This is a genomic window from Acinetobacter sp. GW821-FHT09D10, assembly GCF_059416285.1.
The window spans coordinates 269,105-286,017 of record NZ_JBWKOW010000001.1; the positions used below are offsets into that span (position 1 = coordinate 269,105).

At 38.6% G+C, this 16,913-nt stretch carries 15 protein-coding genes and 1 pseudogene; 9 read left to right on the forward strand and 7 right to left on the reverse strand.

Annotation, left to right across the window (positions count from 1 at the left end; genetic code table 11):
* Positions 1-199 precede the first annotated feature (199 nt).
* A complete protein-coding gene (locus tag AC07M3_RS01245; protein ID WP_494566285.1) occupies positions 200-1,783 on the forward strand; it encodes an ABC transporter substrate-binding protein in 1,584 nt (527 codons plus the stop codon).
* Positions 1,784-1,848: 65 nt separating this feature from the next.
* Here the strand turns inward: AC07M3_RS01245 and AC07M3_RS01250 are convergent, their stop codons facing one another.
* The 4 genes from AC07M3_RS01250 to AC07M3_RS01265 form a co-directional block, all read right to left on the reverse strand.
* Complete coding sequence (locus AC07M3_RS01250; RefSeq protein WP_001018517.1) at positions 1,849-2,253, reverse strand: ExbD/TolR family protein; 405 nt, start codon at positions 2,251-2,253, stop codon at positions 1,849-1,851.
* Positions 2,253-2,990: a MotA/TolQ/ExbB proton channel family protein gene (locus tag AC07M3_RS01255; protein WP_494566286.1), complete on the reverse strand. Its 738-nt coding sequence runs from the start codon at positions 2,988-2,990 to the stop codon at positions 2,253-2,255. The genes AC07M3_RS01250 and AC07M3_RS01255 overlap by 1 nt, the downstream gene beginning before the upstream one ends.
* A 24-nt stretch (positions 2,991-3,014) precedes the next feature.
* A complete protein-coding gene (locus AC07M3_RS01260) occupies positions 3,015-3,842 on the reverse strand; it encodes an energy transducer TonB (protein WP_198495781.1) in 828 nt (275 codons plus the stop codon).
* 190 nt (positions 3,843-4,032) lie between these two features.
* Positions 4,033-5,166, reverse strand: a complete 1,134-nt coding sequence (locus AC07M3_RS01265) for an LLM class flavin-dependent oxidoreductase (RefSeq protein WP_133746005.1) — start codon at positions 5,164-5,166, stop codon at positions 4,033-4,035.
* Positions 5,167-5,480: 314 nt separating this feature from the next.
* Here AC07M3_RS01265 and AC07M3_RS01270 point away from each other — a divergent pair, with 314 nt between their 5' ends.
* From AC07M3_RS01270 to tatC, 7 genes and pseudogenes are all read left to right on the forward strand, one after another.
* Positions 5,481-6,554, forward strand: coding sequence for an ABC transporter substrate-binding protein (locus tag AC07M3_RS01270; RefSeq protein ID WP_494566287.1), 1,074 nt, complete (start codon positions 5,481-5,483; stop codon positions 6,552-6,554).
* Between the two features lie 3 nt (positions 6,555-6,557).
* Positions 6,558-7,397 carry an ABC transporter permease gene (locus tag AC07M3_RS01275; RefSeq protein WP_494566288.1) on the forward strand — a complete coding sequence of 280 codons (840 nt, stop codon included), beginning with the start codon at positions 6,558-6,560 and terminating at the stop codon, positions 7,395-7,397.
* Positions 7,397-8,185, forward strand: a complete 789-nt coding sequence (locus tag AC07M3_RS01280; RefSeq protein ID WP_494566289.1) for an ABC transporter permease — start codon at positions 7,397-7,399, stop codon at positions 8,183-8,185. Before AC07M3_RS01275 ends, AC07M3_RS01280 begins: the two co-directional genes overlap by 1 nt.
* 33 nt (positions 8,186-8,218) lie before the next feature.
* A complete protein-coding gene (locus AC07M3_RS01285; protein WP_494566290.1) occupies positions 8,219-8,974 on the forward strand; it encodes an ABC transporter ATP-binding protein in 756 nt (251 codons plus the stop codon).
* A gap of 95 nt (positions 8,975-9,069) precedes the next feature.
* Complete coding sequence (locus AC07M3_RS01290) at positions 9,070-9,285, forward strand: Sec-independent protein translocase subunit TatA (RefSeq protein ID WP_494566291.1); 216 nt, start codon at positions 9,070-9,072, stop codon at positions 9,283-9,285.
* Between the two features lie 13 nt (positions 9,286-9,298).
* Positions 9,299-9,714: pseudogene (gene tatB / locus AC07M3_RS01295) on the forward strand (Sec-independent protein translocase protein TatB).
* On the forward strand, positions 9,711-10,457 hold the full coding sequence (gene tatC, locus AC07M3_RS01300) for a twin-arginine translocase subunit TatC (RefSeq protein WP_494566292.1): 747 nt from the start codon (positions 9,711-9,713) through the stop codon (positions 10,455-10,457). The pseudogene tatB and the gene tatC overlap by 4 nt, the downstream one beginning before the upstream one ends.
* A gap of 29 nt (positions 10,458-10,486) precedes the next feature.
* Here the strand turns inward: tatC and AC07M3_RS01305 are convergent, their stop codons facing one another.
* Entirely contained in the window at positions 10,487-11,563 is a 1,077-nt protein-coding gene (locus tag AC07M3_RS01305; protein ID WP_465082423.1) for a sigma-54 interaction domain-containing protein, read from the reverse strand.
* Between the two features lie 315 nt (positions 11,564-11,878).
* Between AC07M3_RS01305 and AC07M3_RS01310 the strand changes: the two genes are divergently transcribed.
* Complete coding sequence (locus AC07M3_RS01310; RefSeq protein ID WP_494566293.1) at positions 11,879-12,958, forward strand: LLM class flavin-dependent oxidoreductase; 1,080 nt, start codon at positions 11,879-11,881, stop codon at positions 12,956-12,958.
* Between the two features lie 103 nt (positions 12,959-13,061).
* On the opposite strand, the gene AC07M3_RS01315 is transcribed toward AC07M3_RS01310, so the two are convergent.
* Positions 13,062-14,324: a lipase family protein gene (locus AC07M3_RS01315; protein ID WP_494566294.1), complete on the reverse strand. Its 1,263-nt coding sequence runs from the start codon at positions 14,322-14,324 to the stop codon at positions 13,062-13,064.
* Between the two features lie 37 nt (positions 14,325-14,361).
* The gene (locus tag AC07M3_RS01320) at positions 14,362-16,854 is read right to left on the reverse strand and encodes a TonB-dependent receptor plug domain-containing protein (protein WP_494566295.1); all 2,493 of its coding nucleotides are present in this window, start codon (positions 16,852-16,854) and stop codon (positions 14,362-14,364) included.
* Positions 16,855-16,913: the final 59 nt, after the last annotated feature.

Sequence of the window (16,913 nt, forward strand, 5' to 3'; positions counted from 1 at the left end):
GATTTATTTATTTTTAATTTCTTATTGTTTATTTATCAGTTCTATTCATGTTTATTTTTTCAACAAAGCTGTTGAAATAGAGACACTCAATAAAAACAATAATTTTATAAGATTTTGATAAATATAGTAAAATTACACAAAAATATTGGCATTTATTCTGCAATACCTTAGAAGATGAAGATCTAATCAGGTATTTATAATGACAAATCAAACATTTCTGTTATCACGTCGAAAATTTTTAACACAAAGTCTCACGGCGCTAGGTGGCGTCTCTATAGTGGGTAGTTTATCAGGTTGTGGCCCCTCTCCAGACCATAGTACCGAATCAAACAGTACTTCTTCGGTAGCACCTAAGCATGGAGGAGTTATACGCTTGGGGCTCATTGGAGGACAACAATCAGGCAGTCTAGATCCTCATCTTTCAGCATCGGGAAGTGGTATTACACGAGGTTTCGCTATTTATAATAAGTTATGGGAATGGGATGAAAATATGCTGCCCCGACTTGCTTTAGCGGAGTTTGCAGAACCTAATCACAATGCAAGTGAATGGACCATCCGTTTACGCAAAGGCTTAGAATTTCATCATGGTAAAACCATTACGGCAGATGATGTGATTTTTTCAGTGAAACGTCTAACAGATCCTAAACTCGCTTCACCATTTCGTAATCTGGTGCAGTGGATTGACCGAAATCGTATTCAAAAACTAGATGAATATACGGTTCGTATTCCCTTTATTAGTACCATTCCCGGCTTTGTTGCATTGCCCGAAACTTGGGTAAACTTTGGAGGAATTGTACCGACTGACTTCGACCCTATTCATAATCCAGTCGGAGCTGGTCCATATAAAGTCAAAGAGTTTATTCCGGGGCAGCGTTCTGTTTTTACTCGTTTTAATAATTACTTTAAAGCAGACAAACCTTATGCAGATAGTTTTGAAGTGATTGATTTTAAAGATCAGGTCTCTCGATTAAATGCTTTGTTGGCTGGACAAATTGACGTAGCAAATGCGATTTCACCCGAATATATTAAAATTTTGGAACAAGCAAAACACATTCAAACTATACGCTCTGAGACCAATACGCATAATAGTTTTGACTTTAATACTCAACAAGCGCCGTTTAATGATCCTAGAGTGCGTCAGGCATTTCGTTTGATTGCAAACCGAGAAGAGTTGGTACAACGAGGCTTAAATGGACAAGGTCGAATCGCCAACGATCTTTATTCGCCGCAAGACCCTGCCTTTCTTAATTTGCCGCAACGTCAGCAAAATATTGCCGAGGCAAAAAATCTATTAACGCAAGCAGGTTTTAAAGATGGTTTGAGTGTAGAGCTTGTTACCCCAGTGAGTAGCGCTCAACCTGCATTAATTTTTGCCGAGCAAGCGAAACAAGCCAATGTGAATATTCGAGTTAAACAAGTGGATTTTGCAACGTTTAATGGCCCTGACCGCAGTAAATGGCAGTTATCGAGTAATGCGACAAATGTCGGCACGCCATATTTATCGACGGCCGTTGTTAACGATGCCCCAATTTCCACGACCAATCGTGTGAACTTTAAAGACCCTGAATATAGTGAGTTATTTTTTAAAGCCCTGGCAGAGCCTGATTTAGCCAAACGCAAAATCCATTTAGCGCAAGCACAAAAAATTCAACATGAGCGTGGTGGAATGCTCATTTGGGGATTTAGCCATACGATTGATGCCGCAGCTAAAAATATTGGTGGTTTAGCTCCTGAACATACGATTTTTCCGACATGGCGCTTTGAAAAACTCTGGAAAGCTTAATACTTCTCTGTAAACTCACTACATAAAAAAAGCTGCCGAAGCAGCTTTTTTTATGGGGGGCATAATTATTTAGGCACTGTAATCACAGAGAGTTTATCTACGCCTACACGTTCAATACTTGCCAATAATTTTGCGACTGTTCCATAAGGTACGGTCTCATCAGCATTTAAATTTAATGCTAATTTAGGGTTACTGCTTTTACGTGACTTTATTTCTTGTTCAAAGTTCGCAAGTGTCACCTTATCTTTATCAAGGAATATTTCACCTTGTGGGTTTACACTAATCACCACAGCTTTGTTCTGGTCTGTAGATTGAGTCGGTGCCGCCTTTGGTAAATTAACTTTCACCGTATTTGTTAACAAAGGAGCCGTCACAATGAATACGATAAGTAAAACCAACATGACATCCACCAGCGGCGTAATATTAATTTCACTGACGACATCGTCTTCTTGAGAAGTAGAAATTGCCATTATGCAAACACTCCTTTCTCTTTCACTTCTTTAACAGAATTATCTTTAAGTGCTGTATTTCCAGTCGTACCCTTGGTTTTAGCAGTTGGTAGTTGGAAACCTGCTTTTTGATTCAGGCTCACGAAGTCAGTTGCAAAGTCATCAAGATCTGCGCCAATTGTTTTTACTTTACGTACAAAGTAGTTATAGGCAAGCACCGCAGGTACAGCAACCGCAATACCAATACCAGTCGCAACCAGAGCCTCTCCAATTGGGCCAGCTACTACATCCATGCTCGCATTGCCTGAATGAGCAATCGCTTGTAATGCATGAATAATCCCAAATACTGTACCGAACAGACCAATGAAAGGTGCGTTATTACCAATAGAAGCCAGTAAAGCCGAGCCTTTTTCTAATTGACGGCGCTCAGTTAGAACTTGTTTACTTAAATGGCGTTCTAATAAGTCCTGACGGCTCCAACTGTTTTGTAAGTCTTGATGTGTTTTTTCATCTGCTTCAATTAATGTCTGAAAACCTGTGTTAGCAACCCGAGCTGCTGGACCTTCACCAAGTTCTGACTTAGTCACTGCATCTGATAAATTTTTCGCTTTCCAAAACTCTTCTACAAAAAGCTTACTTTGTTTAGTCGCCCGCTGTGTCTGGACTACCTTAACTACAATCAACACCCAAGTCACAATTGAGAAAGCAACCAATAACCAGATCGTGCCGTCATGGATCAATGAATTAATATCTGTCATGAAAATATCCTCTTAATTTAAATTTTATTTCGGTAATTGATAATGAATTGGAACATCGACCCAGCCTTCTACAGGTGTTTTCCCTTTTAGCGCAGGTGAAAATTTCCATTGCTTTACTGTTCTTACAGCAGCACTGTCTAGAAGTTTTTTGCCGCTACTTTGCTTGACACTGACCGTATCAGGGCTGCCATTTGCTAATACTTTGACCCGTAAAATGACTGAGCCTTCCCAACCCCGTTCTAAAGCTTGGTCAGGATATTCAGGCGCAGGATTACTGAGATATCCGGCATAACCTTTGGCTTCAGTCACTGGCAAGTTGTCATCTGAAGCTTTTACAGGCTCAGCAACTTTTTTTACTGGTTCTGCGACTACTTCTTTTGCGACCACAGGTGTTGCAACTTTTTGAGGAGTTGGCTCAGCTACTGTTTTTGCAACAGGCTTAGGTTGCTCCACACTCTTTTGGACAGGTTTTGGCTGTTCAACTTGTTTGGGAATTGGCTTGGGCTTTTCCACCACAGGTGGAACTTTAGGTTTTTCAGTAATCGGTGGAATTTTGGGTTCAATCACTTTAGGTGGTTCAACCGGTTTTACGATTTCAATTACCACAGGTTCGGGTTTGTGAATATCTAAAGCCGGTGTCGGTAATTGTTTCGCGATATACCAAATTCCAAGATGTGCTGAAGCAACGGCAATAATTGCGATTAAGACTTTATTCAACTTCTCTGGAGCAGGTTGAATGGCTTCTTGATCATGCCGTGCAAACGGATCTGCAATTTCAGTTGAGGCTGCAACTGTCGCATATTGCTCAAAGAGCAAGGCCCGCTTATGTGGATTAAAGATTTGTTCACGCATAGCAACTTAAACTAAAAATAAAAGATTAAGTAGTAAGTTGCACAAGCCATGCCAAATACTTAAGTTATTATTTTTAATATATTTAATAAAAATTATTTAAATAAACCATTTAAAAGATGTTGGTTTTCAGACAGTGTTATGCTGTTCAAACAACAAGACCCCTTTGATTTCTCAAAGAGGTCTAAGTTTATTATTTTAATTTATATCCTACTAAGGGTAAGACTTCTTCAGCCACCCGATATGCTTCTTCTAAATGCGGGTTACTGGCTAAAATAAAATGTCCAACCCCAATATCAATATACTCTTGCAAACGCTCTGCAACCTGTTCATAGCTCCCTACTAAAATACAGTTTGGGCCACCTCGTACATTTGACATTCCCGCCCAAACATTCGGACTTACAAATAAGTCTTCAAAACGATTGCCCTGTGCTAATGCTTGCTGACGTTTAGCTCCAACAGATTCGGTATCTTTTCGTTCAAATGCATTACCATCAACGGCAATGGTTTCATACATTTGTTTAAGTTCTTGGAATGCTTGTTCTTGAGTAGGTCTTGCCAAAATATCGATACGCATGCCAAATTTAACTTTTCGTTCCGGCGAATTCTTCTCAAAGAAATTTTGGGCCTGTTCGATCACTTTCTTTTGTTGGTCTACAGGCTCGCCCCAAGTTAAATGAATATCTGCATGACGTCCTGCCACTTGTAAAGCGGCGTCACTCGCACCTGCTAACCACAAGCGCGGAACGTCATATTGGTTCATTGGGTATTTCAGGCCACCTTGTTCGACATGGAAAAACTTTCCATCGTAATTGAAAGGTGCATGGTGCGAGTAACCTTTCACAAATTCTAAAAATTCATTGGTCCGCGCATAGCGTTGATCATGTTCGATAAAGTCGCCATATGCGCGTTGCTGCGCGCCGCCTCCCCCTGAAATCACATTCCACTCTATTCGTCCCTGACTTAAGCGCTGCAAACTTGCAGCCATTTGGCTTGCATAGGCCGGATGAATAAACCAAGGCTGAATTGCGATGAGCAAGCGAAGTCTTTTTGTCTCTCTTGCAAGCGCAGACGCCAACACCCATGGCTCTTCAGTATGTGGAAAAGCAGGAATGAGTGCACCGTGAAAACCAACAATATCGGCTGCTTTCGCCACTTGCTGGACATAATCATAGTAAGCAAATAATTGATCTTCATGTTGCGGCGCAACACGTTGTGGAGATTGAACTGATGGGGTTAATTGATTCCATTCACCGCGTGTGTGTAACTGATGTGCTCGACGACCATCCCCATGAACAGGGATTCTCCATAAAAACTCAACTGACATAATGAATCTCGATAATTTAAAGATTTGACGATATTTAATTCGTTAGAGGTCTTAGAGCAGGAATCATGCCGATATTTTTTTAAATTAATTTTCAGCTATGGTGCTGTTTTATATAAATATTAAAAAAATGAGTTTAAATGCTGTGTTGATATTCCAACACTTAAACAATAACAAGTGTCCCAATCACAACATAACTACGGTATTTAACCTCAATAATAGTTTTAAAAAAAATATAATTTATTGATTTATTTACAATAATTTTATTGGCTTGGTTTTTGCTCTATACCCATATATTTTTTAATTCTTATGATGATATGCGTATTTTTCCACGTCTACTTTTAGGTTTCAGTTTTTTGGGTCTTGTTGCTTGTGGCGCACAAAAAACCGAAGAGTCCACCCCAAAACAGTCTGAACAGCAACAACTCCGAATTGCAGTCGTTGCCAATGGCACTTCGGGTAGTTTGGACTTTATTGGTGTGCCACAACTGATTTCACAAGATCAAATTTTTCTAAAAGCATTAAAGCAAAATCACATTGAATTGAAATGGGAACCAGTGACCACTGCTGCTGTAGCGACTTTGGTTAATGAAAGTTTTCTAAATAATAAAATCGATTTTGCTTTTTATGGAAACCTTCCTGCTGTAGTCCTTAATGCCACAGGCGTTAAAACACAAATTGTTGTACCCGGAGGTATCGGTAATAACGTCTACCTTATTGTTCCAGAAAATTCACCTATTAAATCTATTGAAGAATTAAAAGGTAAAAAAATTGCATTACATCGTGGCCGCCCGTGGGAAATTAACTTTGGGCAACTCATACAAAGTAAAGGATTAAGCCTAAAAGACTTTCAAATTGTGAATTTAAACCCGCAAGCTGGGGCTGCTGCTTTATCTGCTAAAAGTGTAGATGCCTTTTTTACCTTAAGCGATGCGCTTACTTTACAAGACCGCCATTTGGGTAAAATTATTTGGTCATCACAATCTTTGCCCGCAGATTGGAAAATGCGTGCCGAACTCTGGGGTAGCAAAAGTTATATTGAGCAACATCCAGATACCACACAATTACTTGCTGATGCGACAGTACGTGCAATGGATTGGATTGCGCACCATCAAGATGAGTTTCAGCAAAGCCAAACTAAGTTTGGTCAACCGCTTAGTGTGATTCAACGTGAAAGCCAGAACACGGCAAGCACATGGCAACAAGACTGGTCTCCAGACTATCAAGTTGACTTTCTTAAACAGCATTATTCAAAAGTCATTGATCATGCTGTGAAAAATCAGCTTATTCAAACACCAATCAAAGCAGATGAGCTGTTGAATCCGAAGTTTACCCGCCAAGCGATTCAAAATTTACAATCTAATCATGCCTCCAATAAGCAGGGAAACTAGACCATGAAAATACTAGTAAAGCCACTTATTGAGCAAAATAATGATTTATTTAAAACCCCACTTCGGAACAAGTTCTCTTCTAAAAAAGTGTACGGGCTGCTCTCTGTGATTTCACCCTTATTAGTATTACTCATTTGGCAGTTGATTAGTTCTTTACAAGTTTTCCCTACCCAAATTTTGGTGCCGCCTAAAACTGTCTGGAATACCTTCATTGCGTTGTTACAAAGTGGTGAGCTTCAAATGCATCTCAAAGATAGTCTTTCTCGTCTGTTTTTGGGATTTTCTATCGCCGCAATCAGTGCAATTGCTTTTGGTATTGCCTATGGAGCAAACACAACGTTCCGTAATTACACCTATATTTTATTCAACGTTCTTTATCAAATTCCGATCTTTGTCCTTATTCCCATTTTTATTTTAGTTTTTGGAATTGGGGAGTTATTTAAAATTTTACTGATTATTAAAGCCTGCTTTTTTCCAATTGCTTTAGCAACTGCTGATGCAGTCAAGAATATTCCTAAAAAATATATTGAATTAGGGCAAATCTACCAACTTAAAACACGTGCTTGGCTCAGGCTTATTGTTCTTCCATCAATACTCCCACCTTTAATTAGTGGGCTACGAATTGCACTTGGTCGTGCATGGTTGATTTTAGTTGCCGTTGAACTACTGGCTGCTGGAACGGGTATTGGGCAAATGATGGAGCTAGGACGTCAAATGTTGCGCTTGGATGTCGTGATGGTCGGTGTGTTTATCACAGGTGTGGTCGGCTTTGGTTTAGATAAAGTTTTACGGTTAGTAGAACAATGCTTTATCTCACCTGCACTCAGTTCGAGGGATAAATAATGTCTCAACGTTCAATTACTTTGAAACAAACATGGCAACGGCCAATTATTTTAGTACAAGGCTTGGTACTGCCATTATTTTTATTAGGCTTATGGCAATACAACTCAAGCTTAGGCGCCAGTCATGCCTATGCATTTGTTCCCTTACAAAACATTTATTTCGCATTTATTAAATTGCTTGAAACCGGTGAATTGTGGCTAAACACGTGGGGAAGTCTTAAAAAAGCTGGAATAGGATTTATCTTAGGTTCGATAAGCGGTTTAATTTTAGGGACTTTGCTTGCCTATTCAAAAGTTTTAAATGCTTTAGTTTCTCCAATATTTAACAGTATTCGCCAAGTACCGTTACTGGGCTTAACACCCTTAATTGCCTTATGGTTTGGCAATGGAGAAGAAGCAAAAATCTTTATTATCGCGCTTGCCTCGTTTTTTCCATTAGTGATCAATACGTTTCAGGGCCTTAGCCACAATGATACAAAATACGATGAGATCGCACGTATTTATCAATTTTCATTCTGGCGCAAATTTAAAAAAATAAGCCTTCCACAAGCGCTACCCCATATTTTAACCGGCTTAAATTTAGCTGTGCCATTTACTTGGATCACCACCACAGCAAGTGAGTTGCTATTCAATGCCGGTGCAGGTCTAGGCAACTTAATGATGAAAGCCGAGATTAATGCTGAAATGGATATTTTGTTGGTTTGCGCCATCACAGTTACCCTTTGCGGGGCCTTTATGACGACAATCATTCATCTTATTTCAAAACGCCTTCTGCAATGGCGTGCCTAATCTTTAATTTAAAAAATAACATCGGAAATTAATATGTCTTTCTCTCTACTTTCTATCAAAAAACTCAATAAATCTTTTCAGCGTGATCAAAATACTTTGACCGTTTTAGATGGTATTAATCTTAACATTGAGCAAGGCGAATTTATCTCAATTGTTGGCAGTAGTGGCTGTGGAAAATCAACACTACTACGTCTTATTGCTGGATTAGATCAGGACTATGAGGGTGAAATTTTACTGAATCAAACTCAGATAAAAGGCACAGATTTAAAGCGAGGTCTTATCTTTCAAGAACACCGATTACTTCCATGGCTTACTGTTTTTGAAAATATCCATTTAGCGCTTGAAGAAACTCCTCTCACCCGTGAAGAGAGAAATTTACGGGTAAATGAACACATAGAAATTGTCGGGCTAAAGGGTTTTGAAAAGGCTTATCCACATGAGCTTTCGGGTGGCATGGCACAACGTGTTGCAATTGCCCGTGGACTCGTCAATAAACCTGATATTTTACTTTTGGATGAACCTTTTGGCGCTTTAGATGCGATAACACGTAGTCATTTACAAGCTGAACTTCAACGTATTTGGCAACACGAAAAAATCACCATGATTTTAGTGACTCATGACATTGAAGAAGCTGTCTATCTCGGAGATCGTGTGATTGTGATGTCGGCTCGACCAGGAAAAATTAAAGAAATTATTCCTGTTCCGTTAGCTCATCCTCGACATAAAGAAAGTGAGCTGTTATTTGGTTTCCGTAATCAGGCACTTAATATGCTGGATCACACTGCATAATTAATTTGAATATTGATCGATATTAATATGATTTAGGAAACAGATAATATCGTGATATTAATATTTTTTATTTTAGATAATATAGGATGAAGAAAATGGGTTTATCTATTTGGCATATTTTACTGTTCGCAGTTGTTGTTATTTTATTGTTTGGAACTTCAAAGTTAAAAAATCTAGGTAAAGACTTAGGTGGTGCAATTAAAGATTTTAAAGACTCGGTTAATTCTGATGATCAAAAATTATTGCAAAACCAGCAATACAAAGATATTAGCCCACTCGAATCACATAATGAAAAACAAAATAAAATATGAGTGATTTATTATTATGTTTAATATCAGTTTTGGAGAGTTATTAGCTTTTGCGATTATTGCGCTTATTATTTTAGGACCTGAAAAGCTTCCTCACACGTTAAGATCAGTCCTCCTAAAATATAGAGCAGTTAAAAACCAAATTAGTAAAATTCAAAATGATATTGAAAACGAACTTGACCTAATCGAGCTTAAAAGAGTCATGCAAGAAGAGCTGCAAAAAATAAAACAAAATGAAGAGCAGCTCAAACAACAACTCGCTCTTATGCAACAAGAAATTGAAAATGTACAAACATCTGTTTCTGTGGAACAAAAAAACAAAGCACGGCGCATCAATGACTATATCTATACCCGTTCAGATGAGTTAAAGACACCATTTTTAGCTCATTTTAAAAAACAGCCAATAAATTCAGTGAGGACCAAGCCGCATGACGGAACATATTGTCAGTGAAAGCCTCACTGAAATGAAATATAGCGAACATTTAAAAGAATTAAGAAAACGGCTGATCTATAGCATTAGTATTGTTTTAGCGATTTTTTTATTATTACTTCCGCTTGCTCAGAAGAACTATCATTTTCTTGCTCACCCTTTAATTTCATTGCTTCCTAGCAATTCCTCCATGATTGCAACAGATGTCATGAGTACATTTTTAGCACCTTTTAAACTCAATATTTATTTTGCGATTTTATTAAGTATTCCCTTTATTCTTTATCAATTTTGGCAATTTGTTGCTCCCGCACTTTATCAAAAAGAAAAAAGATTCGGTATAGCACTTGTGCTTTCGAGTAACCTTCTATTTTATTTAGGAATTGTGTTTGCCTATACTTTAATTTTGCCACTCGCTTTAAAGTTTTTCGTATTGGCATCACCAGACAATGTATTACCCATGACGGACATTAATAGCTATTTAGATTTTTGTTTAAAGCTATTTCTTGCTTTTGGTCTGGCATTTCAGATTCCAGTTTTAACTTATATTCTTATTTTTATTGGCCTTATTTCTATTCAACAGTTAGAAGCGCATCGCAAACACATCATTGTATTCTTCTTTTTTATTGCAATGTTTATTACCCCTCCTGATGTTTTTAGCATGCTTGCTCTTGCAGTCCCAATGTGGCTGCTTTTTGAATTGGGTTTATGGGTCACAAAATTCACAACGCAAAAAAACATCCATTAAAAAATGGATGTTTTTTCTATGTAAAATCATTAAGCGATTTCATTTTCATTCTTATTAGGTAGTAAGTTATATCTTGATAAAAGATTACGCAAAACATTACGCGATAAACCTAACATTTTTGCGGTCTTAACCTGATTATTCCAGCAACTTGAAAATGCAGTATTTACAATTTTATCTTCAATAATATGCCATGCTTCCCCATCATATTCCTGAAAAAGACGCTTTAAGATATTCTCAAATTCTTGAATAAGATCATTGTCTGCTAACACAGCGGAACCCGTTTCCTCAGAAAATCTTAAGTGCTCAAGATCAATTGTTTTACCGCCACTCACGAGTAAAGCATAATGGATATTGTTTTCTAACTCACGAATGTTGCCAGGCCAACTATAGTTCAGCAGCGCATTTCTTGCTCTATCACTGATATTCGGCTTAGTGGTAATGAGCTTTTGAGAGTATGAACTTAAGAAGAAATCAACCAGAGGTAAAATATCTCCTTTACGTTCACGCAATGGCAAAATATTAAGCACGACAACATTCAAGCGATAATATAAATCTAGACGAAACTTATTTTCTGCTACAGCTTTACGTAAATCGACATGCGTCCCCGACAAAATACGGACATTAATTGGGATCGGTTTTCGACCACCCACACGTACGACTTCTTTTTCTTGCAATACCCTTAACAGCTTAACTTGTAAGGATAGTGGTAACTCACCCACCTCATCTAAAAATAAAGTGCCACCATCCGCCGTTTCAAAAATACCAGCTCGTGTTTTGTTTGCACCCGTAAAAGCCCCAGCTTCATAGCCAAACAGTTCAGACTCAGCAAGGGTCTCGACTAAAGCACCACAATTGACTGCAAGAAAAGGCTTATTTTTACGATCACTTTTCAAATGAATTTCACGTGCAATTAACTCTTTACCTGTTCCAGATTCACCTTGAATGATGACACTGGCAGAGCTTGGAGCAATCGTTTCCACTTGATTTAATAATTTACGGGAGTTCTGATCTGAAAAGATAATTGCTTTTGCTCTTATTGGTTTTACAGGAACACCATTATCAGGCAAAGTAATTACTTTATAATCATTATCTAAAAAGGTCTTCATAATTGCCCCATAAAACTTATGATATAAGCATTCTAAAAGGCTATATTACATTTCAGGGTGTTTTTTAATAAATAATAAATAAAGATATTTAATCCAAAATTCACCTATTTTATTCTAAAAATATTTTCTCTTATAAATTAAAAATCAACACAATTCTCTTTTTATGATATGTTGCTTCTCAAACACAATGTTATCTTTTTGATTAAATCCAAACATTAAAATAATTATAAACCACTACAATATTTGATTTATATAGGCATAAAGCTTGGCATTTATTTTGCTCATTCATTTAAAATTCACAAAATAGGTTTAATAATGAGCATCGAATTTGTTGGTATGGTTTTTCCCAACCAATGGTCTGAAACCAAAGGAACACGTATTGGCCATAAAATTGACCTCGAATATTTACGTTACCATGCACGTGCGCATGAATATGCGGGTTTTGATAAAGTCTTAATTGCTAGCGGGCCAAGCAGTCCAGATAGCGCGCAAATCGCAGCTTATCTGGCACAGCATACTGAGCAACTCGGGTTTATGATTGCCCATCGTCCTGCACTTGTAACACCAAATCTTGCTGCGCGTTCTTTTGCTACGCTTGACCATACTACGGGCGGTGGAAGAATACGTTTACATGCAATTACTGGAATTACAGCTGAGCCTCAAGAGGGCGATTATATTGTTGATAAAGTTCAGCGCTATGAGCGGACGGGTGAATATCTAGATATCATCCAGAAACTTTGGAAAAGCGATCAACCGATTAGCTATGAAGGTAAATACTTTAAGTTAGATAATGCTTTTTGCCCGTTAAAGCCAGTCAACGGTACAATCCCGATTTCATTCGGTGGCTCATCAGATATTGCTTATGATATTGCAGTCCGCCATGCAGACCTGTATTCACTATGGGGTGAGCCACTGGCTGGAGTAAAAGAGCAAATTACTAAATTGAAGCTCGCAGCAGAAAAAGCCAATAAACCGCAGCCTCCTGTTAGCTTATCTGTACGTCTTATTATTGGTGCAACCGAAGAACTTGCTTGGCAACGAGCAGAACAGATTCTTGCAGACATTCAAAATAATCCTACTTTTCAAAATAACGGCACATTATCAGGACATAAAATCAAAGGCATCGGTTCACAGCGTTTATTGGCAGCTGCACAGCAAGGTGATCGACATGACCGCGCATTATGGATGCCAACTGCAACTGCTGTAGGGGCTTATGGCGATACGACTGCCCTAGTTGGTACGCCAGACACCATTATTGCATCATTGCTTGATTATGTAGATTTAGGGGTGACGACCTTTTTAAATCGTGGCTACGATCCTATCTATGATACGGTCGATTATGGTCGTTATATCATCCCCGCTGTACGTGAAGAGGCAGCCAAAAGATTAAAATAAATCGCTTAAATATTTAAAGCATAAAGCCGCTCATTCAATATTTTTAAAGAGCGGCTTTTTAAAATAAGGATTTTCTTTAGTGAGAAAATTTTTATTCCATCTTTTATTGCAAGTCAGGTTTACAAATAGCCTGAATTTTCTCTCCCGCAATCACCTTTTTAGCAAACGGAATTGAATCTTTTAATGAGGCATTAACAGTTTCGCTATGTCCTAGGCCATGATACAAATGACCTTCGACTACTGTACCTGCTTTACAAGCATCTGCCACCAGCTTCATTTGAGAACGAGCATCTGGTGTTCGGTCATTTGCCCCTGTTCCAATAAATAATGGGTGACTGATTTTTAATGTAAGGTAATAACCATAATCATTTGACTGTTTCTCTTGCAGCTTTTTATAGCTTGCAGGCGGATTAGGTTTATATGCTTGTGCTGGCGAAAGTCCTACGGTCTGAATATCTCCCATAAAACTTGTTAAGCAGGCATTTCTTGCTTGTTCAACTAAAGGAGCAGCTTCAGGCGTGAAAATATCTTCTGTTTTAATTTCTGGATATAAACTTTGTGTCACTAAAAAACTATAGATGCCATAAGCGAGTGATGGACTCACTTCGTAAGGATTTAACTTTAACTGATTTTTTTCAGGCGTCGCTTCAGGATCTTGATAAATCACGCCTGTACCAATTGAACCTTTAATATTTAAGTCAGGTGCATACGTTGCCGAATAAGAGGAAGCCGCAACAGCTCCAGCACCTCCTTGAGATTGACCAACAATCACAAACTTATTTGCAAGGGGTAACTTGGTTTTTAAAGCAGCTCTACCACTATCTAAAATACTATAAGCCAGCATTGGGTTATTAATTAACAAATGCGGTCCTGCAACACCTAACCCTTCATAATCTGTGGCAACGACAGCAAATCCTTCTTTAAGCCAACGGTTTAGATATTGTACATCTCGGTATGATCGTCCACTCCAAGACGGCGCACAAGCATCTGCCAAACCGACCGTACCATGTGCCCATAACACCACTGGCCAACCTTCTTTAGGAGGCGTTCCTTTTGGTAAGTGAATACTTCCTGAAACCACAATAGGTGTTTTGCTATCTTTACCACTTGTAGAACTGTAGAGGATCCGGATAGCCTGACTGTCATTTGCCAAGCGAATATAAGGATTATGAATAGCTTCTGTTTTTAATAATTTTCCAGCTTGATTTGGAATAATTGATTTCCATGCGTAAAACTCAGAAACTCGGCCATCTCCATATTGATCTTTAGGCGCTGGAGCTTGTTGAGCATTTGCCAAACAACTCGAAGTTAACACCGTTGTGATTAAAGAAAACTTGCATAACGTTGATAAAAAAGTATGTTGCATTGTCATTTACCTTAAAATTTGTTTCATCATTTTTGATTTAAAATTCGTAACTTACTCGGCCATATAAATATGTTCCAAATGCTCCTTCAGGCGCATTAAAACTGTATTTGACGATGTTGCCGACCGAGGAATCTTTGGCTTGATCAGGATGGCTATTAAATAAGTTGATCGCCCCTAAATTGAATTTCAGGCCTTTCACGAATGCATCCGCTTTGTAGCCAATATCCAAATCTGCAATCCATTGAGGGTCAAAGGTTTGGTCCAGTGCAGTATTGGTATTATTTAAAGTGGTCCATTTATCGTAGCGACGGACTGCTGTATTCACGCTCCATGCTTGATTTGACCAAAATGCGCCAAGCGTTAGCTTTGTTTTCGGTGCAGCAGATTCAATAAGGCTTTGTGTATTTCGTCCTGCAATGCTTGAAACAGGAATTCGTTCACCTTTTGCGGTAATAGAATCTCTACTTTCGGTAATTTCATTTTTGTTATATGCCAGACCGAGATTCAGATTTAACTTGCCATATTGTTCAAGGTTTAAATCATGCTTAAGTGCGAGCTCTAAGCCTTGAGTACGTGTATCTAGTAAATTATTAAAGAATGCCACATTGGCAATATTTGAATACGGTGTATTGGCAAAAGCATTGGTAATTACACTTCCAGTAATATTGTCTGAAAGCAAAATACGATTTTTAATATCGATTTGATAAAGGTCTAAAGTTGCCGATGTATTGGCAAGAGGCTTCCAAACAAAACCTAAAGAGTAATTCGTCGATTTCTCGGGTTTAAGAGAAGTTCCACCAATCAGTAAAGCTGCCTCACTGCCCGCAACTAAAGTTCTTTGTTGCACATCTTGCCAACCTGAAGGGGTCTGTACCGTTTGTACGCTATAAGCTGAATATCCCTGCTGTGCCAATGACGGCGCTCTATAGCCTGTATTTACTGAACCACGTACCGTAAATTTAGGTGATACATCATATTTGGCAAATAATTTTCCGTTTGTTGTCGAACCAAAGTCTGAATATTTTTCACTTCGAACAGCGGCACCGACATTCAAGTTTTTAATAATATCAGCTTCTAAATCTAGATAGATACCGTAAACATCGCGACTAATTTTTCGTTCATCTTGGTCTGTAATTCCGGCATATATTCCCGGAACACCAACTCCTAACGTTGTGCTTGGATTGAAATATGGGCCTCGGGTATAGGCAATTGGATCACCTGCATTTTGCTTATATTGTTCCCAACGATATAAAACCCCTGTAGACAACGTGAGTGGGCTTGCTAACCAATCAATTGCAATATCACGGCTATAATCTAGCCCTGTATTTAATTGCGAAAAAATATTTTCACCCAAGTCATAGTTTGAAGGAGAATTTGGCCCGTAACTTGGGTTAATGCCATTGCCTTGTTCTGTGCTGACTTTATTTTGTCCATAGGTCGCATAAAGATCATATTTACCTGACGCTTGCTCTCCCTTTTTAACTCCAACTGTGGTTGCAAAATCATCTACAGTGACTAAGCTTAATGGCGAGCGCCCATCTGGATAACGTTCTTTAAAATAGCTGGATTGATTCAGTACTGTTTTGGTTGTTGGCGGCTCATAAAAGTTTTCCCCTATCGTTTTACGGTGTCCGTAGCTACTAAAGCCATAAAGTGCAACGTCATCTGTCAAAGGTAAATCTAGATTGGCAGTCAGATTGATTTGATCTTTTTGTTCTGGTGAACCAAATTTCCAAGTTCTATAGGGTGTATTTTGTTCTGTATATTGAGCCTTGGTTGAACCATCATAAAAAGTTCGCGTATCTGGGGCCGTGTTACTTGCAGCTTCACGTTTGCCTAAATCTAATGCAACCGTCAACGCACCATCATTAGGTAATGCAAAACCTTTCCAAAGATTAACTTTATGTTGTTCACCATCTCCTTGAGTATAGCCACCTGTTTGATAGCTCACTCCACCGCCATGATCTCGTGATTTCAAAATAATATTAACCACGCCGGCGATTGCATCTGAACCATATTGTGCAGCAGCACCATCCCGTAAAATTTCTATACGTTCAATCGCACTTACTGGAATTAAACTTAAGTCAGTTACCGCCGCGCCTCTTCCGCCTGCATAGGCTTGACGGGTGAAATACGCTGATGTATGTCGACGTTTTCCATTAATTAAAATTAGAGTCTGATCAGCAGATAATCCTCTAAGTGCAATACTTGGCGGAACCGATGCCCCAAACCCACCTGCTGGAGAACTCGGTAAAGTCACCGAAGGAGATAATCGTGTTAATGCTGCTGCAAGATCAGTTGCACCAGTCTCTTGTAACTCTTTGGCAGTTAAAATATCAACGGGTGCAGGTGCATCGAGAGAATTGCTAATTGCCCGTCTAGAGCCTGTGACAACGACAGATTGTAATGTGATGACATCCTCTTTCTCTGACAAATTCTTTTGGTCGTTTGCCAAAGCAATTGAAGCAGTAAGTGCACTCAGTGCAAAAAGTGAGGACTGAATAATAAATTGAGAAAAATATGTACGCATATGAGCTTCCTTAACGATCTAGACCGATATAGCAAAGCCAATGCCAAATATTTTATATT

What these genes read in the sequence shown, in the direction of transcription:
- AC07M3_RS01245 (WP_494566285.1), top strand. Translation starts at nt 200, where the DNA reads ATGACAAATCAAACATTTCTGTTATCACGTCGAAAATTTTTAACACAA.
- AC07M3_RS01250 (WP_001018517.1), bottom strand. Translation starts at nt 2,253, where the DNA reads ATGGCAATTTCTACTTCTCAAGAAGACGATGTCGTCAGTGAAATTAAT.
- AC07M3_RS01255 (WP_494566286.1), bottom strand. Translation starts at nt 2,990, where the DNA reads ATGACAGATATTAATTCATTGATCCATGACGGCACGATCTGGTTATTG.
- AC07M3_RS01260 (WP_198495781.1), bottom strand. Translation starts at nt 3,842, where the DNA reads ATGCGTGAACAAATCTTTAATCCACATAAGCGGGCCTTGCTCTTTGAG.
- AC07M3_RS01265 (WP_133746005.1), bottom strand. Translation starts at nt 5,166, where the DNA reads ATGTCAGTTGAGTTTTTATGGAGAATCCCTGTTCATGGGGATGGTCGT.
- AC07M3_RS01270 (WP_494566287.1), top strand. Translation starts at nt 5,481, where the DNA reads ATGCGTATTTTTCCACGTCTACTTTTAGGTTTCAGTTTTTTGGGTCTT.
- AC07M3_RS01275 (WP_494566288.1), top strand. Translation starts at nt 6,558, where the DNA reads ATGAAAATACTAGTAAAGCCACTTATTGAGCAAAATAATGATTTATTT.
- AC07M3_RS01280 (WP_494566289.1), top strand. Translation starts at nt 7,397, where the DNA reads ATGTCTCAACGTTCAATTACTTTGAAACAAACATGGCAACGGCCAATT.
- AC07M3_RS01285 (WP_494566290.1), top strand. Translation starts at nt 8,219, where the DNA reads ATGTCTTTCTCTCTACTTTCTATCAAAAAACTCAATAAATCTTTTCAG.
- AC07M3_RS01290 (WP_494566291.1), top strand. Translation starts at nt 9,070, where the DNA reads ATGGGTTTATCTATTTGGCATATTTTACTGTTCGCAGTTGTTGTTATT.
- tatC (WP_494566292.1), top strand. Translation starts at nt 9,711, where the DNA reads ATGACGGAACATATTGTCAGTGAAAGCCTCACTGAAATGAAATATAGC.
- AC07M3_RS01305 (WP_465082423.1), bottom strand. Translation starts at nt 11,563, where the DNA reads ATGAAGACCTTTTTAGATAATGATTATAAAGTAATTACTTTGCCTGAT.
- AC07M3_RS01310 (WP_494566293.1), top strand. Translation starts at nt 11,879, where the DNA reads ATGAGCATCGAATTTGTTGGTATGGTTTTTCCCAACCAATGGTCTGAA.
- AC07M3_RS01315 (WP_494566294.1), bottom strand. Translation starts at nt 14,324, where the DNA reads ATGCAACATACTTTTTTATCAACGTTATGCAAGTTTTCTTTAATCACA.
- AC07M3_RS01320 (WP_494566295.1), bottom strand. Translation starts at nt 16,854, where the DNA reads ATGCGTACATATTTTTCTCAATTTATTATTCAGTCCTCACTTTTTGCA.